Origin of the sequence: Streptococcus mitis subsp. hohhotensis (assembly GCF_000722775.1) — a bacterium.
In the GTDB taxonomy this organism is placed as follows: domain Bacteria; phylum Bacillota; class Bacilli; order Lactobacillales; family Streptococcaceae; genus Streptococcus; species Streptococcus carlssonii.
On record NZ_JPFZ01000009.1, the window covers coordinates 160,074 to 175,102 of the forward strand.

Annotated in this window: 14 protein-coding genes and 1 pseudogene; 12 read left to right on the forward strand and 3 right to left on the reverse strand. The window is 38.5% G+C overall.

The window, feature by feature from the left end; translation table 11 throughout:
• Positions 1–19 precede the first annotated feature (19 nt).
• Entirely contained in the window at positions 20–589 is a 570-nt protein-coding gene (locus tag SK608_RS03530) for a TetR/AcrR family transcriptional regulator (protein ID WP_101776789.1), read from the reverse strand.
• Between the two features lie 408 nt (positions 590–997).
• Between SK608_RS03530 and SK608_RS03535 the strand changes: the two genes are divergently transcribed.
• From SK608_RS03535 to SK608_RS03565, 8 genes are all read left to right on the forward strand, one after another.
• A complete protein-coding gene (locus SK608_RS03535) occupies positions 998–1,675 on the forward strand; it encodes a response regulator transcription factor (protein WP_000548991.1) in 678 nt (225 codons plus the stop codon).
• Entirely contained in the window at positions 1,668–2,642 is a 975-nt protein-coding gene (locus tag SK608_RS03540) for a sensor histidine kinase (RefSeq protein WP_000887973.1), read from the forward strand. The genes SK608_RS03535 and SK608_RS03540 overlap by 8 nt, the downstream gene beginning before the upstream one ends.
• A 793-nt stretch (positions 2,643–3,435) precedes the next feature.
• A complete protein-coding gene (locus SK608_RS03545; RefSeq protein ID WP_033676649.1) occupies positions 3,436–4,947 on the forward strand; it encodes an ATP-binding cassette domain-containing protein in 1,512 nt (503 codons plus the stop codon).
• Positions 4,948–5,237: 290 nt separating this feature from the next.
• Positions 5,238–6,287 carry a DUF389 domain-containing protein gene (locus tag SK608_RS03550; protein ID WP_033676651.1) on the forward strand — a complete coding sequence of 350 codons (1,050 nt, stop codon included), beginning with the start codon at positions 5,238–5,240 and terminating at the stop codon, positions 6,285–6,287.
• Between the two features lie 313 nt (positions 6,288–6,600).
• Complete coding sequence (locus tag SK608_RS10610) at positions 6,601–6,903, forward strand: TMEM175 family protein (RefSeq protein ID WP_004240734.1); 303 nt, start codon at positions 6,601–6,603, stop codon at positions 6,901–6,903.
• Positions 6,828–7,169 (forward strand): hypothetical protein, encoded by a 342-nt coding sequence (locus SK608_RS03555; RefSeq protein ID WP_000397556.1) that lies wholly within the window; start codon positions 6,828–6,830, stop codon positions 7,167–7,169. The genes SK608_RS10610 and SK608_RS03555 overlap by 76 nt, the downstream gene beginning before the upstream one ends.
• A 13-nt stretch (positions 7,170–7,182) precedes the next feature.
• Complete coding sequence (locus SK608_RS03560; RefSeq protein ID WP_001253404.1) at positions 7,183–7,506, forward strand: potassium channel family protein; 324 nt, start codon at positions 7,183–7,185, stop codon at positions 7,504–7,506.
• Positions 7,503–8,552: a DUF389 domain-containing protein gene (locus SK608_RS03565; protein WP_000126416.1), complete on the forward strand. Its 1,050-nt coding sequence runs from the start codon at positions 7,503–7,505 to the stop codon at positions 8,550–8,552. Before SK608_RS03560 ends, SK608_RS03565 begins: the two co-directional genes overlap by 4 nt.
• Before the next feature lie 243 nt (positions 8,553–8,795).
• On the opposite strand, the gene thrS is transcribed toward SK608_RS03565, so the two are convergent.
• Positions 8,796–10,739 carry a threonine--tRNA ligase gene (gene thrS, locus SK608_RS03570; protein WP_033676652.1) on the reverse strand — a complete coding sequence of 648 codons (1,944 nt, stop codon included), beginning with the start codon at positions 10,737–10,739 and terminating at the stop codon, positions 8,796–8,798.
• Positions 10,740–10,790: 51 nt separating this feature from the next.
• Positions 10,791–10,984 (reverse strand): annotated as a pseudogene (locus SK608_RS11970) (hypothetical protein).
• A gap of 314 nt (positions 10,985–11,298) precedes the next feature.
• Here SK608_RS11970 and rpsO point away from each other — a divergent pair.
• The 4 genes from rpsO to SK608_RS03590 all read left to right on the forward strand — a co-directional run bounded on the left by rpsO (position 11,299) and on the right by SK608_RS03590 (position 15,022).
• Positions 11,299–11,568 carry a 30S ribosomal protein S15 gene (rpsO, locus tag SK608_RS03575; protein ID WP_001018251.1) on the forward strand — a complete coding sequence of 90 codons (270 nt, stop codon included), beginning with the start codon at positions 11,299–11,301 and terminating at the stop codon, positions 11,566–11,568.
• Positions 11,569–12,362: 794 nt separating this feature from the next.
• Positions 12,363–12,983 carry a CadD family cadmium resistance transporter gene (locus SK608_RS03580; RefSeq protein WP_000531713.1) on the forward strand — a complete coding sequence of 207 codons (621 nt, stop codon included), beginning with the start codon at positions 12,363–12,365 and terminating at the stop codon, positions 12,981–12,983.
• Between the two features lie 235 nt (positions 12,984–13,218).
• Positions 13,219–14,265, forward strand: a complete 1,047-nt coding sequence (locus tag SK608_RS03585) for a FecCD family ABC transporter permease (RefSeq protein ID WP_033676654.1) — start codon at positions 13,219–13,221, stop codon at positions 14,263–14,265.
• 1 nt (position 14,266) lies between these two features.
• Positions 14,267–15,022, forward strand: a complete 756-nt coding sequence (locus SK608_RS03590; protein ID WP_033676656.1) for an ABC transporter ATP-binding protein — start codon at positions 14,267–14,269, stop codon at positions 15,020–15,022.
• The last annotated feature ends 7 nt before the right edge of the window (positions 15,023–15,029 follow it).

Sequence of the window (15,029 nt, forward strand, 5' to 3'; positions counted from 1 at the left end):
AAATAAAGAAAAGATTTCTTTATTTCAGTATTCCTTTAATGAAGTTGGTTGCTAGTATTTCTACAGTTTTGCTAATATCTGGAAAATCATTTTCTGTGATATGCATATCCATGTAGTAAAATAGGTTGTAAACTTGTAAAATATCTTGAATTTTTTCTGGAGAATGGCCTTCAGCCTGCAAACGATGAGTAAAGGTTTTCACGAGAAATTGATGAAATGGATTCGTGACTTTCCCTTCTTCTGAGGAATAGTAGCTATGCAACTCATCTGCTATGGCAGGATTGTACCATTCTGCAAGGATTTTATTGGAAGAAACGAGTGCTCTGGATTGAGCAAAGAGTTGACTAATAAGATCAATCATATCAATTTCCCAATCCAGTTCTTCGATCATAGTTTGGCGAACACGGTTGTTTTCATCAATATAGATATCTAAAAAAATAGCCTCTTTACTTTCGTAATAGTTATAAAAAGATCCGACTGCCATATGAGCTTGTCTAGCAATTTCTGAAATTCCTGTCGCCTTGTATCCTTTTTTTGAAAAAACTTCATAAGCTGCGGATTTCAAAGCCTGTTTTTTGTCCAATTTGATTCACCTCTTTTCTGAATGAATATTAAATATTGTTCATTCATATCTTAACAAATCTTTTTCAGATTGTCAATCTGAAAGCTAGAACTTTTTACGGATACCACTTGATAAGGAGCTTTTCAATGTTAGAAGAGTATAGAGTGTCGTTTTAACTACACTCAAGGTTTGGAAGAATAGATATAAATTTTGGTTAAGGGGATGGATAAAAGAACTGAAATGAGGGTTGAAAAAATTAAAAATAAATGGGTAGTGCTGGCACTATGTCTGAAAATAAGGTATGATATCAATGGGGTTATTCACTATCTGTTTTTGAGCTGTTGTGACAAGGAAATGTCAAAAAAGTATTAGATACTAAGCCCTCTATTTATACTAAAGGATTTAAGACTCCTAAAATTAGCAAAGGAGAATCAGATGCACAAGATTTTATTAGTAGAAGATGATCAGGTCATTCGTCAACAGGTCGGGAAAATGCTCTCTGAATGGGGATTTGAAGTGGTCCTGGTAGAAGACTTTATGGAAGTTTTGAGTCTATTTGTTCAGTCGGAACCTCATCTGGTCCTCATGGATATTGGACTGCCTTTGTTTAATGGCTATCACTGGTGTCAGGAGATTCGCAAGATTTCCAAGGTACCCATCATGTTTCTGTCTTCGAGAGACCAGGCTATGGATATCGTCATGGCGATTAACATGGGCGCGGATGACTTTGTGACCAAGCCTTTTGACCAGCAGGTTCTTTTAGCCAAGGTTCAGGGCTTGCTACGCCGTTCCTATGAGTTTGGGCGTGACGAGAGTTTACTGGAATACGCCGGTGTGATCCTCAATACCAAATCCATGGATTTACATTATCAAGGCCAAGTCTTGAATTTGACCAAGAACGAATTCCAGATTTTACGAGTTTTGTTTGAGCATGCGGGCAATATTGTAGCGCGTGACGACCTCATGCGGGAACTTTGGAATAGTGACTTTTTCATTGATGACAATACCCTATCTGTTAATGTAGCTCGTTTGCGTAAAAAATTGGAAGAGCAGGGTTTGGTAGGATTTATCGAGACCAAGAAAGGGATAGGGTACGGACTGAAGCATGCTTGATTGGAAACAATTTTTTCTAGCCTATCTGCGCTCCCGTAGTCGTCTGTTTGTCTATCTACTTTCTTTGACGTTTCTGGTCTTACTCTTTCAGTTTTTATTTGCCAGTTTAGGAATTTACTTTCTCTATTTTTTCCTCTTGTGTTGCTTTGTAACCATTTTATTTTTTGCTTGGGACATATTGGTAGAAATGCAGGTATATCGTCAGGAACTTCTCTATGGGGAGAGGGAAGCTCAGTCTCCTTTGGAAAGAGCCTTGGCTGAAAAATTAGAAGCGCGTGAGATGGAACTCTATCAGCAGAGGTCAGATTCAGAAAGAAAACTGACGGATTTGCTGGATTACTATACCTTGTGGGTTCATCAGATTAAGACCCCCATTGCAGCCAGTCAACTCTTAGTTGCAGAAGTAGATGATCGCCAATTAAAGCAGCAGTTAGAACAGGAAATTTTTAAAATCGATTCCTATACCAATCTAGTTTTACAGTACCTGCGTTTAGAAAGTTTTCATGATGATTTGGTCTTAAAGCAGGTTCAAATTGAGGACTTGGTCAAGGAAATAATTCGTAAATACGCTCTTTTCTTTATTCAAAAAGGCTTAAATGTCAATCTACATGACCTTGATAAAGAAATCGTGACGGATAAAAAGTGGCTGCTAGTGGTCATTGAACAAATTATCTCAAACAGTCTCAAGTACACCAAGGAAGGTGGTCTGGAGATTTATATGGACGGGCAAGAGCTTTGTATCAAGGATACGGGAATCGGGATAAAAAACAGTGATGTCCTCCGAGTCTTTGAACGTGGCTTTTCAGGATATAATGGACGCCTAACTCAGCAGTCATCTGGACTTGGCCTCTATCTATCTAAGAAAATTTCTGAAGAACTAGGTCACCAGATTCGCATCGAGTCTGAGGTCGGAAAAGGAACGATAGTGCGGATTCAGTTTGCTCAAGTGAACTTAGTCCTTGAGTGAGAAGAGACAATGAGTTTTTACCCAATCTCTTTTTGCTATATTTCAGGATATTTGAAGACTGTTTTTTACAAAACCAATAATAGAATTTTTAATACGGAATATAGTATAAATACTGGTTCAAAGTGAAGTTTTGTATGCTTTATACTTTTGTTGAGCATAAAATCTATAAACTAAGGGTGAATTACAAAAATTAATTTGAGATGAAGTGAATTGTAGACTTGGGAAATGTCTCCTATTCGATTTCAGAATGAATCGTTGATACAGGATTAAAAGAACTGCAGCTTTCTTTTTATTTTGAATGAGATAGGTGTATATAGATTTGTGTAACTGGTGTAGAACTGTTTCCAAGAATTTATTGAATGTATCGAATACACACATTCTATTGATTTTGAACCAGTTTTTAATTTCTAAATGTTATAATAGTTTTATCAAGTAAAAGGAGACTGCCATGATTGGAGACAATATAAAATTCTTACGAAAATCACATAATCTGATATAACCAGAATTTTCACGGATTGTGGGTGTGTCACGAAATAGCCTAAATCGTTAGAAAAACTGAAAAAGCTTTCAATAGAAGTATTGGAAATATTCATTTTACATCTATCAAAGAAACATGGGATAGACCTATATTTTACAAAATAGCAAATTATATTTTGAATGATAGTAAAAACGGCAGTACTTGTGTGATTTACAATTATTGCACTCAATGTCCGAGTATCGCACTATCTGAAATAGGGAATAGTAGAGATTGTTCTGCGATATGTAAAAAACGCATTAGCAAGGAGTATCGTATATGCTACCATATCTTAAAACTATTAGATGGTATCTCTTCTTTAATTTTCTTTTTGGTGTAGTATCGAATATCTGCACAGCTTTGTTACCGTATTTCACGCAGGCATTAATCAAAGGGGATTATCAAGTAGCTCTATATGGTTACTCTATGTCAGTGGCAGGCTATTTGAGTTGTAACTATATCCAAATGATACTTGATTGGAAGCAGGGGATTATCTTTTCGACTACTTTGAAAAATGAGTGGTTTCGTTCACTTCTGGGACTCAGTCACCACGATTTCAAGCAGAAAACAGTAGCAGAGTATATTTCCTATCAATCTAATGACCTAGATTCGTTGGAAAAGGATTACCTTCCTCCATTGATGAGTTTTATCAAACAAATTTTACGTATCCTCATTTACGCTTTCATTATTAGCAGAACAATTAATCCTATTGTATCACTGATTTTAATCTTTTCCACTGGAATTAGTATTCAAATTCCTAAAATCGTTGGGAAGTTGACCGCTAATCGGAGACAGGTTTACTTGAAAAAACAAGGAGATTACTATCGAACTTTGGAGGATTTGCTCATGGGACATCATTTGGTAAATAAACTAACTATGTCGCATTTTTTGAATCAACAAAAGAGTTCTCTAAAGAATTTGCAGGATAAGTATTTTAAGTATGGTTTGACAAAAATTACAGGCATCTTATTGACAGGTGTTTCTTTTGAATTCATTAGTCTTGTTCTGTTTATTTATTTAGCCTACTCTCTATCTCACCAGCAACTCGGTATTCCTGAGGTGGTGGCGAGTTTCGGATATATTAATGCTTTTTCTGAACCAATACAGGAAATCCTTTATGATTTACAAATGTTAGAGTCCGTAAAGCCTGTAATCAAGAGTTTTCAAAACATTGTTGGGAAACCCGTTTCAGTTCAAGCACCTCAACATTCTTTTGATACGATTACTTTGAAAAACATTTCCAAACAACTGGGAGAATCAAAATTGATAATTACTTCCGCTACGATTCAAAAAGGGGATAAAATTGCGCTTATTGGTAAGAATGGGTCTGGAAAAAGTAGTCTTCTCAATATTTTAAATGGAACAGATGAAGATTTTGAAGGACAAATTGTGCTAGATGGGCTTGTTTTGGACCATCTTTGGGGAAGATTCGGTATGATTCTGCAACAAGAACATACATTTATTTCGAGTTATGAAAATAATGTAACGCTATTCAATAGTTTCAATGAAAAATTCAGAGAAGAAGATTTTGAAAAAATTCCACCACAATCCCTGTCAGGTGGTCAGCAACAACGAATGTATTTAAATCGTGAGAAAAATCGTAAAAATCCATTGCTTATCCTAGATGAACCTTTCTCTGCCTTGGATACTAATCAGTTTAAAATGGAATTGGAAAGAGTTCTGGAACTACCAAGTGCCGTCATTGTTACTTTACATCGCCAAAACGAATTATTAAGTAAGTTTGACCAAGTTTGGGAAATTAAGAATGGAGAACTTGTAATTTTGAAATAGCTAAATTATAGAGAATAAAACGCATATTATCAAGGTTCAGGAGATACCGTTTTTCCTTCTTCGGATAAGGAAACAAAAATTTCTTGCTTCATCTATCTGTTCAATTGATAGATTTCGTCAGAGAAAGAATGTAAAATTTTTGATATAATGTTAAGGATGGACTGTCGGATATTTAAAAGATAATGTTCAAAAGAATAACAGGTGAGAAGAAAAATATGTAAGATTGGACAGAAGTCTCTCTACCATCATCTATGCAGAAACAAGATTATATGAAATAAAAGGAGTAACCAATGACCGGAAACTATTCAACACGTGAATACCGTGAGAAATTATATGATGATCTTCATGTTCGATTAAGAGATACAGTGATTTTGATGTGTGCGATTTTTATTGCCTCTATTGGCCTAAATATGAATTCAACAGCTGTCATTATTGGAGCCATGCTGATTTCCCCTCTTATGACACCGATTGTTGGACTCGGATTTGGTTTAGCTATTTTTGATACGCGTTTAATCAAGCAATCTCTAGAGGTTTTATTTACCCAAGTATTGGTTAGCTTGCTTGTCTCGGCTCTGTATTTCTGGATTTCTCCCTTATCTTATGAAAGTAGCGAATTGATTGCACGAACCTCTCCAACAATTTGGGATGTGCTCATTGCTATTGCTGGTGGGATTGCTGGTGTGATCGGTTCAAGGAAAAAAGAAGCAAACAATATCGTACCAGGAGTAGCCATCGCAACAGCTCTGATGCCACCTATCTGCACTGCAGGTTACGGTTTAGCTAATGGAAATGTACGATTTTTATTTGGGGCTCTCTATCTTTTCTTGATCAACTGTGTCTTTATCATGCTAATCAACATTGTTGGAACAAGAATTATGATGAGAAAATCTCCCTTAAGTTCATTTAAAGAGCTAAACATTAAAATGAGAATTGGGTTGATATCCTTGATTGTATTATTGATTCTTCCGGCCAGCTATTCAGCAATTACTTTGACGATAGATCAAGCGCGAAAAGAAGGAATCAAACAGTTTGTAGGAAAAGAGTTCGCCAATCACACGGTCATTAATCAAGTCTACAAATCAAGAAACAATGAGTTGGTCTTGACGGTTGTTGGAGATCCGATTTCAGAAGAAGAATTAGAAACGCTCCACCAAAAACAAGCCTCTTACGGTATTCAATCTGTTCAATTGAAAGTCAATCAAGTTCATAATTCGACAAAATTAGACAGTGATTCGACCAAGGAATTTTATGAAACCATTAACAAGTATATCGATCAAAAACTCTCTGAAAAGGATTCACAAAAAGATCTCGTAAAAGAAAATGAAGCAGACAAGGATTGAGGACAATGAACTGAATCGGTTTTTACGCCGTGTTTTTCTTGTATCTTCCTCTTTCTTACTTATAGCAGGTTGTTTTTGATAAATCTAAGCAACACTAAATGATGAAGTGAAAGGGGATGAATCTTTGATAGTATTCATTTATTGTGAAATATGATATATTTATTAATTAGATGGATGAATACTTCTAGAGTTAAATATAGCATAATAGGGACAGACTTTTTGGTTTATTTTTGTTTGTAGTCGGATTATGAAAGAATATCCAATATTATGCGATAAGATAGAATGTTACAAAAAAGAAAGGGGATGCAATCCGATGAAGAAAGACAGATTAATTGTATTGACAGATGCTGTTCTAGCAATTATTATGACCATCTTGATTTTAGAGTTAGAAAAACCAACAACACCAAGTCTTGAAGCTTTTTGGGATTTACGGCAAAATTTCTTTGCTTGTTTTCTTTCCTTTTTCTGGTTGGGATCGTTATGGATGGCACTAAACACATTATGGGAAAAGGTTGAGAAAATTTCCTCAGAAATTATTTGGTGGAATTTGTTTCTACTCTTGGAGCGGCAGGAGTTCTCTTTGGAGAATTTCATGCCATCCAAGATACCAGTCTGAATGATGTGGTGGACCGGATCTATATAAATGTCAAGGATTTACCGTTTCAGTCCTTGGGAGCTTTAGCTAATATCCTGTCTGATGTTAAGAAGGGACTGATTCAAGACAGTCATATCTGGTCTTTCTTCCAGTCATTTTTCAAACAATATCAGTTGATAATCAGCTTAAATCAGATCTATCAGTTTGTCTATCTTTCTCTGATGGAGATCATGTCCTATCTTCACTTTGATTATTGGAAAAAACGGCTCGGTCAGGAGCTAGTATGAATAAGGAGAACAAATGAGACGTTTAAAAATGTTATGGCATATTATACAGGTTACGGGTTTTACTCGGTTTGCTCTGAGTTTTGTGACCTTTGTTTTTGGGTCAGGAGGCGTGCTTTTCCTAGTTGAACCTGCTATCACAAATTACGGAGACGGTCTTTGGTATGCTTTTGTGACTTCGACGACTGTCGGCTACGGGGATCTCCTAGCTGTGACCTTGATTGGAAGGATTACCAGTGTCTTCTTGACGATTTATGGGCTCATATTTTTTGGCTGTTTATCAGCTGTTATTATTAATTATTATACCGATTTAAATAAGGAAAGAGGAGAGGACAAATGACTGCCAATTATTCAACACGGGAATACCGTGAGAAATTATACGATGACCTTCATGTTCGATTGAGAGATACAGCGATTTTGATGTGTGCAATTTTTATTGCCTCTATCGGTCTAAATATGAATTCAACAGCTGTTATTATTGGAGCCATGTTAATTTCACCTCTCATGACACCGATTGTTGGACTGGGATTCGGTTTAGCTATTTTTGATACGCGTTTAATCAAGCAATCTCTAGAGGTTTTATTGACTCAAGTGTTGGTCAGTTTGCTTGTCTCGACTCTGTATTTCTGGATTTCTCCCTTGTCTTATGCAAGTAGCGAGTTGATCGCACGAACCTCTCCAACCATTTGGGATGTTCTCATTGCTATTGCTGGTGGGATTGCTGGTGTGATCGGTTCAAGGAAAAAAGAAGCAAACAATATCGTGCCAGGAGTAGCCATTGCTACAGCTTTGATGCCGCCTATCTGTACTGCTGGCTATGGTTTAGCTAATGGGAATGTACGATTTTTATTGGGGGCTCTCTATCTTTTCTTGATCAACTGTGTCTTTATCATGCTAGCCAACATTGTTGGAACAAGAATTTTGATGAGAAAATCTCCTTTAACTTCATTTAAAGAGCTGAGCATTAAAATGAGAATTGGCTTGATTTCTTTGATTGTATTGTTGATTCTTCCAGCTAGCTATTCGGCAGTTACTCTGACAATAGAACAAGCGCGCAAAGAAGGGATCAAACAGTTTGTAGGAAAAGAGTTCGCCAATTATACGGTTATTAATCAAGTCTACAAGTCAAGTAACAATGAATTGGTCTTGACGGTTGTTGGAGATCCGATTTCAGAAGAAGAATTAGAAACACTCCACCAAAAACAAGCCTCTTACGGTATTCAATCTGTTCAATTGAAAGTGAATCAAGTTCAGAACTCGCCAACATTAGATAGTGAAGCGACCAAGGAATTTTATGAAAACATTGACAAGTATATTGATCAAAAACTCTCTGAAAAAGATTCACAAAACGATCTCGTAAAAGAAAATGAAGCAGACAAGGATTGAGGATACTGACTTTATCTAACTCATGAAAGTAAATCTTGTGTGGTGGTTTGGTCAATCACTACTAGCTCGGATTAAATAATACTCTTCGAAAATCAAATTCAAACCACGTCAGCGTCGCCTTACCGTACTCAAGTACAGCTTGCGGCTAGCTTCCTAGTTTGCTTTTTGATTTTCATTGAGTAAAAATATAAAAAGCAACAGCTGAAATAGTTGTTGCTTTTTAGGTAGCTAGGATTTTATCTCTTATTTCTCAACGCGTGATTTGTTGGCGATATCAGCTAGGATAGCTTGAACAAAGTCATCTACTGAGACAGTTTGTGTTTCTTTTTGGCCGTAGCGACGAACGTTAACAGTTCCGTCTTCCATTTCCTTGTCTCCAACGATCAATTGGTAAGGAATCTTGCTGGTTTGTGAAGCACGGATCTTGAACTGCATTTTTTCATTGCGCTCATCCACATCGGCACGGACACCGTGGTCACGGAGTTTCTTGGCCACTTCCCAAGCGTAGTCCACGTGTTTTTCGTTAGATACTGGGATGAGGGTTACTTGGTGTGGTGCAAGCCATGTTGGGAAGGCACCCTTGTAGTTTTCAATCAAGATAGCAGTGAAACGTTCCATAGTTGAGATAACCCCACGGTGGATCATAACTGGACGGTGCTCTTCGCCATCAGCTCCGATATATTTAAGGTCGAAGCGTTCTGGAAGCAAGAAGTCAAGCTGGATAGTAGAAAGAGTTTCTTCTTTTCCAAGGGCGGTCTTAACTTGAATATCCAATTTTGGTCCGTAGAAGGCTGCTTCACCTTCGGCTTCAAAGTAGTCCACACCCATTTCATCAAGAGCTGCACGAAGCATGGTTTGGGCATTTTCCCACATCTCATCGTTGTCAAAGTATTTGTGAGTATCTTGAGGGTCGCGAAGAGAGAGACGGAAGCGGTACTCATTCAAGTTGAAGTCTCCGTAAACATCGATAATCAACTGAAGGGCACGCTGGAATTCTTCTTGGATTTGCTCTGGAGTAACGAAGAGGTGACCGTCGTTCAGAGACATTTCACGTACACGTTGAAGACCAGTGAGGGCACCAGATTTTTCGTAGCGGTGCATCATACCGATTTCAGCGATACGGATTGGCAACTCACGGTAAGAGTGAACATGGTGTTTGAAGACTTGGATGTGGTGCGGACAGTTCATTGGACGAAGGACAAATTCTTCCCCGTCACCCATGTCCATAGTTGGGAACATGTCTTCTTGGTAATGATCCCAGTGACCAGAAGTCTTGTAAAGTTCAACAGAAGCAAGTGGTGGAGTGTAGACGTGTTGGTAGCCTGAAGCTAGCTCTTTGTCTACGATGTAGCGTTCCAACTCACGACGGATAGTCGCACCATTTGGCAACCAGAATGGAAGCCCTTGACCGACCTCTTGAGAAATCATGAAGAGGTCAAGCTCTTTACCAAGCTTACGGTGATCACGTTCCTTAGCTTCTTCACGCATTTGAAGGTAGTTTTTCAAGTCTTTTTTGTCAAACCAAGCTGTACCATAGATACGTTGCATCATAGCGTTGTCGCTATTTCCGCGCCAGTAAGCACCTGCTACATGGAGAAGGTGGAAGATTTGGATACGGCCTGTTGATGGGACGTGAGGGCCACGGCAAAGGTCTACATATTCACCCTGACGATAGATAGTCAAACCGCCTTCGTCTTCTGAGTGTTCTTCAATCAATTCCAACTTGTAAGGGTCATTTTTGAAGATTTCACGTGCCTCGTCTTTAGTAACTTCTTCACGAATTGATGGGAAGTTTTCTTTGACGATTTTTTGCATTTCTTCTTCGATACGAGGAAGGTCTTCGTTAGAAATTTGACCAGCTGTGTTGTCAGTATCGTAGTAGAAACCATCTTCGATGGCTGGACCAACTCCCAAGTGAATATCTGGGAAAAGACGACGAGCTGCTTGGGCGAACAAGTGAGCAGCTGAGTGACGCAAGATTGGAAGGGCATCTTCGTGATCAGGTGTCACGATTTCGATGCTTCCATCTTCAGTGATAGCACGAGTAGTGTCTATGAGTTTGCCGTTGAATTTACCAGCCAAGGCCTTTTTAGCTAGGGAATTGCTGATAGATTGGGCAATTTCAAAAGTTGTAACGCCAGATTCGAATTCACGAACAGCGCCATCTGGGAAAGTAATGTTAATCATGATTTTCTCCTTATATTGGTTATCCATTATTTCTAAAGCAGAAGTGTTTCCCTATTTCGCAGTCTTAAATAAAGAAAAACAAACAGCGACATCCTCGAAAGGACGTCGCAACGTGGTTCCACCTTCATTTATGTACAACAAAAACTGTTGACACCTCTGATTGGCTCTAACGTAGCCACCGTTTTATGTTTTCATAAAAAACTCAAGAGTAGTATCAGTTTAGACTTTCTATGCGTTTCCAGCAACCACGCACTCTCTAGTAGAAAGGGACTAAGTGACTTGTCTCTATGGATTATTATAGCATGATTGTGAAAATTTTCAAGATATTTGTAGATTTTTTTGAATTTCCTTGTTTAGGGTGAGAATTAGGAATGGTACTCTTTAGAAGAAGTTGAGTATCTCCTTTATGCTAGTAAAGTAAAGAGAAATAAGTCAATCTGTTGACAAAGAAGTTAGTTATTGGTAGAATAGGGAATGTCGTAAAGACAAATAACTTCTTCTTGGTTACAGGCATGCCAACCTGTCACTCGGATGAAGCCAAATAAAAAGGAGAAACATCATGGCAATCTCAAAAGAGAAAAAAAATGAAATCATCGCACAATATGCACGTCACGAAGGTGATACAGGTTCAGTAGAGGTTCAAGTTGCTGTCCTTACTTGGGAAATCAACCACCTTAACGAACACATCAAACAACACAAAAAAGATCACGCTACTTACCGTGGATTGATGAAAAAAATCGGTCGCCGTCGTAACTTGCTTGCATACTTGCGTAAAAACGACGTTAACCGTTACCGTGAGTTAATCAACTCTCTAGGACTTCGTCGCTAATTCAAGATACAAAGGCCGTCAAAAGCGCAAAGCAAAAATAGGAAAATTGACGAAGAAACTTCAGTTTCTAGGAGATTTTATCTTTTTTGCCAAGTGCTTAGGCCGTGTTCAATTGAGCATATCTTGATAATGAAGCTACTCTAAATTGGGTAGCTTTTTTACTTTTGTCACCTTACCTCGATATACTCAAGTATAATTTTCGGTTACGGTTCCTAGTATTGTAAGGTAAAATAAACCAGAATGATCTCCCTTTGGGGAGATTTTTTTTGTTTCACTGAAAGTTTCGTACAACCTTCGCCTCGTCTATAAACGGTTTATCCAGCAAGAATCATGATGCTAAGGGCATCAAAAATCCGTATGAAAATAGGGAAATGACACAGTGTTCGATGAACACAAGGAGTTTCATCTTTTTCACTAGGATTTTAGCCTGTGCTCAAATCAGCTCTCTGACTTCAGAGGGCCTTTTTATTGTCACAATTTTGGAGACTACAAAAACCTCAAATGGTATCAGCTACTTACACCATAAAGGTGCGTAGCTACTCGGCTTGAAAAACCGAGTAGCTGTACAAGCCCCCTCGGAGAGCCCACACTTTATGAAGTAAAGTATAATATGTTATACTTTACTTGGAAGTAGTCACCGAATTCCAGTTAGAAATTACTATGTAACTAAGTTTTGAGGAGGAGTAAAATGCTTTCCTACGTTCGACATTACCCACTAGCGATAGCTAAATTAATGTGTCTGTGCTTTCCTAAAATCTACTGATTTATTACTGACCAATACAGGAGGTTTTTTTATGGGACAGACAATCATATCTGCTATTGGTGTTTATATTTCCACCAGTATCGATTATTTAATTATTTTATTTATTTTATTTGCACAGCTATCACAGAATAAACAAAAATGGCATATTTATGCGGGACAATATCTAGGCACAGGCTTACTTGTAGGGGCGAGTTTAGTTGCTGCTTATGTCGTTAATTTCGTGCCTGAAGAATGGATGGTTGGATTGCTTGGTTTAATCCCTATCTATTTAGGGATTCGCTTTGCAATTGTTGGAGAAGGTGAGGAAGAAGAGGAAGAAGAGGAAGAAATTATTGAAAGATTAGAACAAAGCAAGGCAAATCAACTGTTTTGGACAGTTACATTGCTGACAATTGCGTCTGGCGGAGATAATTTAGGTATCTATATACCTTATTTTGCTTCGTTAGATTGGTCACAGACCCTCGTGGCCTTGCTTGTGTTTGTAATCGGCATAATTATCTTATGCGAGATTAGTCGGGTGTTATCCTCTATTCCGTTAATATTCGAGACAATTGAAAAATACGAGCGAATCATTGTGCCCTTAGTATTCATTCTACTTGGACTATACATCATGTATGAAAATGGCACGATAGAGACTTTTCTGACCGTGTAGATTTTTTTGTTTCACTAGGATTTTAGCCCTAGCTCAAATCAGCTCTCTGATTTTCAGAGGGCTTTTTACGTTGTCACCTTACCTCGATATACTCAAGTATTATCTTTACTTACGGTTCCTAGCACTATAAAACCAACTATATTCATTTGTTCTCATCTTGTTCCATTGTTGAAAATATGGTATACTTTTCATGAGAATTTTCTAAATTTTTAATATTCTATCAAAGGAGGTTTGCATGCTTTCCAAATTTTCTGGAAGCCGACAAGACCAGCAATTTGTGTTACTTTTAGTTATTTTGCTAGGTATTTTAGGGATTTCTCTCTTTCTAGCAGTTTCAATGGGATCTGTTGCGATTGATCTAGGAGATACCTATCGGATTATTTTGAGAAGGTTGGGATTTCCTCTTGAGATAGGAGAGGTGCCAAAGTCCACTCTTGCCATTGTATGGAACATGAGATTCCCCCGAGTATTGCTAGGCTTAATAGTGGGGGCTGGTCTTTCTATGTGTGGTAGCGTGATGCAGTCCACAGTGAACAATCCCATCGCTGAGCCCTATGTCTTAGGAATCTCTGCTGGTGCAACTCTAGGAGCAACCCTAAGCATTATTCTTGGTTTAAAAGTGATGATTAGCCTCGGCGCTTTTATTGGCGCTATTTTGGCAACAATTGCTGTCCTTATCATTGCCTCTATGCAGGGAAGGATGACGACTTCCAGTCTGATCTTATCAGGAACGGTGGTCAACGCTCTCTTTCTGGCTTTTTCCAACTTTATTATCTCAGTTGGCGCTAATGCGGATAGTGTGATGACCATTAAGTTTTGGACCATGGGCTCGCTCGCTGGGACTTCCTGGGCAGACTTGGTCCTGCCAACTATAGTAGTAGGAATAGCCTTTCTATTTTTCTCTACTCAGTATCGTGTTTTCAATGCGATGATGATGGGAGATGAGGCTGCTTTAACTTTGGGGATACCCTTACGCTTTTATTGGTATCTTTATGTGACCATGGTGGCTGTACTGACAGCTATTTTGGTGGCTACTTGTGGGATTATTGGATTTGTAGGTCTGATTACTCCACATTTAGCTCGAGGGTTAGTAGGAACGAGTTACAAGAGACTTTTTCCTGTTGCAACCTTGCTAGGTGCCCTCTTTGTCATTTGGGCAGACGTACTCTCTCGTATCATCATTCCAAACGCAGAGCTTCCTATTGGTATTTTCACAGCCTTAGTAGGTGCTCCCTTCTTTATCTACATTGTTGGAGGTAGGCGAAGGGAGGTGAGGGTCTGACATGGACTTGATTTGTAAGGATATCCATTTTGGATTAGGAGAGAAAAAAATCCTCAAAGGAGTCTCTCTTAAGGTTGAAGGGAATCAATTTCACACGATATTAGGACCAAATGGAAGTGGAAAAACCAGTCTACTTAAACTCCTTTATCGTCAGGAAAAGGTGGACAAAGGCTTGATAAGCCTAGATGGAAAGCTGCTGGAGCATTGGACGCTCAAAGAAACAGCCAAGCAAATGGCGGTCGTGACCCAGTTTAATCAATTGCAGTTTGATTGTACAGTTGAAGAAATCGTCTTGTTGGGAAGAACTCCCCACCTCTCTTTTTTACAGAAGGAAAAGGAAATAGATTATACCCTCGTTCAAGATGCCCTCGTCAAGGTGGATATGCTTGAGAAGAAAACTCGTCTCTATTCGTCTCTGTCAGGGGGAGAGAAACAGCGAGTCTTACTAGCCCGCGCCTTAGCTCAAGAACCGACTCTCTTACTCCTAGACGAACCAACCAATCACCTGGATATCAAGTATCAGTTAGACTTGTTGGCCATTGTGAAGGAGCTAAAGGTCAATGTTCTAGCTGTCCTGCATGATATTCAACTTGCTTGTCGCTATTCTGATTATCTCTATCTAATGAAAGAGGGAGAAATCCTTTACCAAGGGACTCCAAAGGAGACCATCACCCCTGAGTCATTGCAAACTGTATACGGAGTTCAAAGTCAGGTTACTTGGACCGAGGATCAGCAAGCCATGATTCACTATTTATAAGAATGAA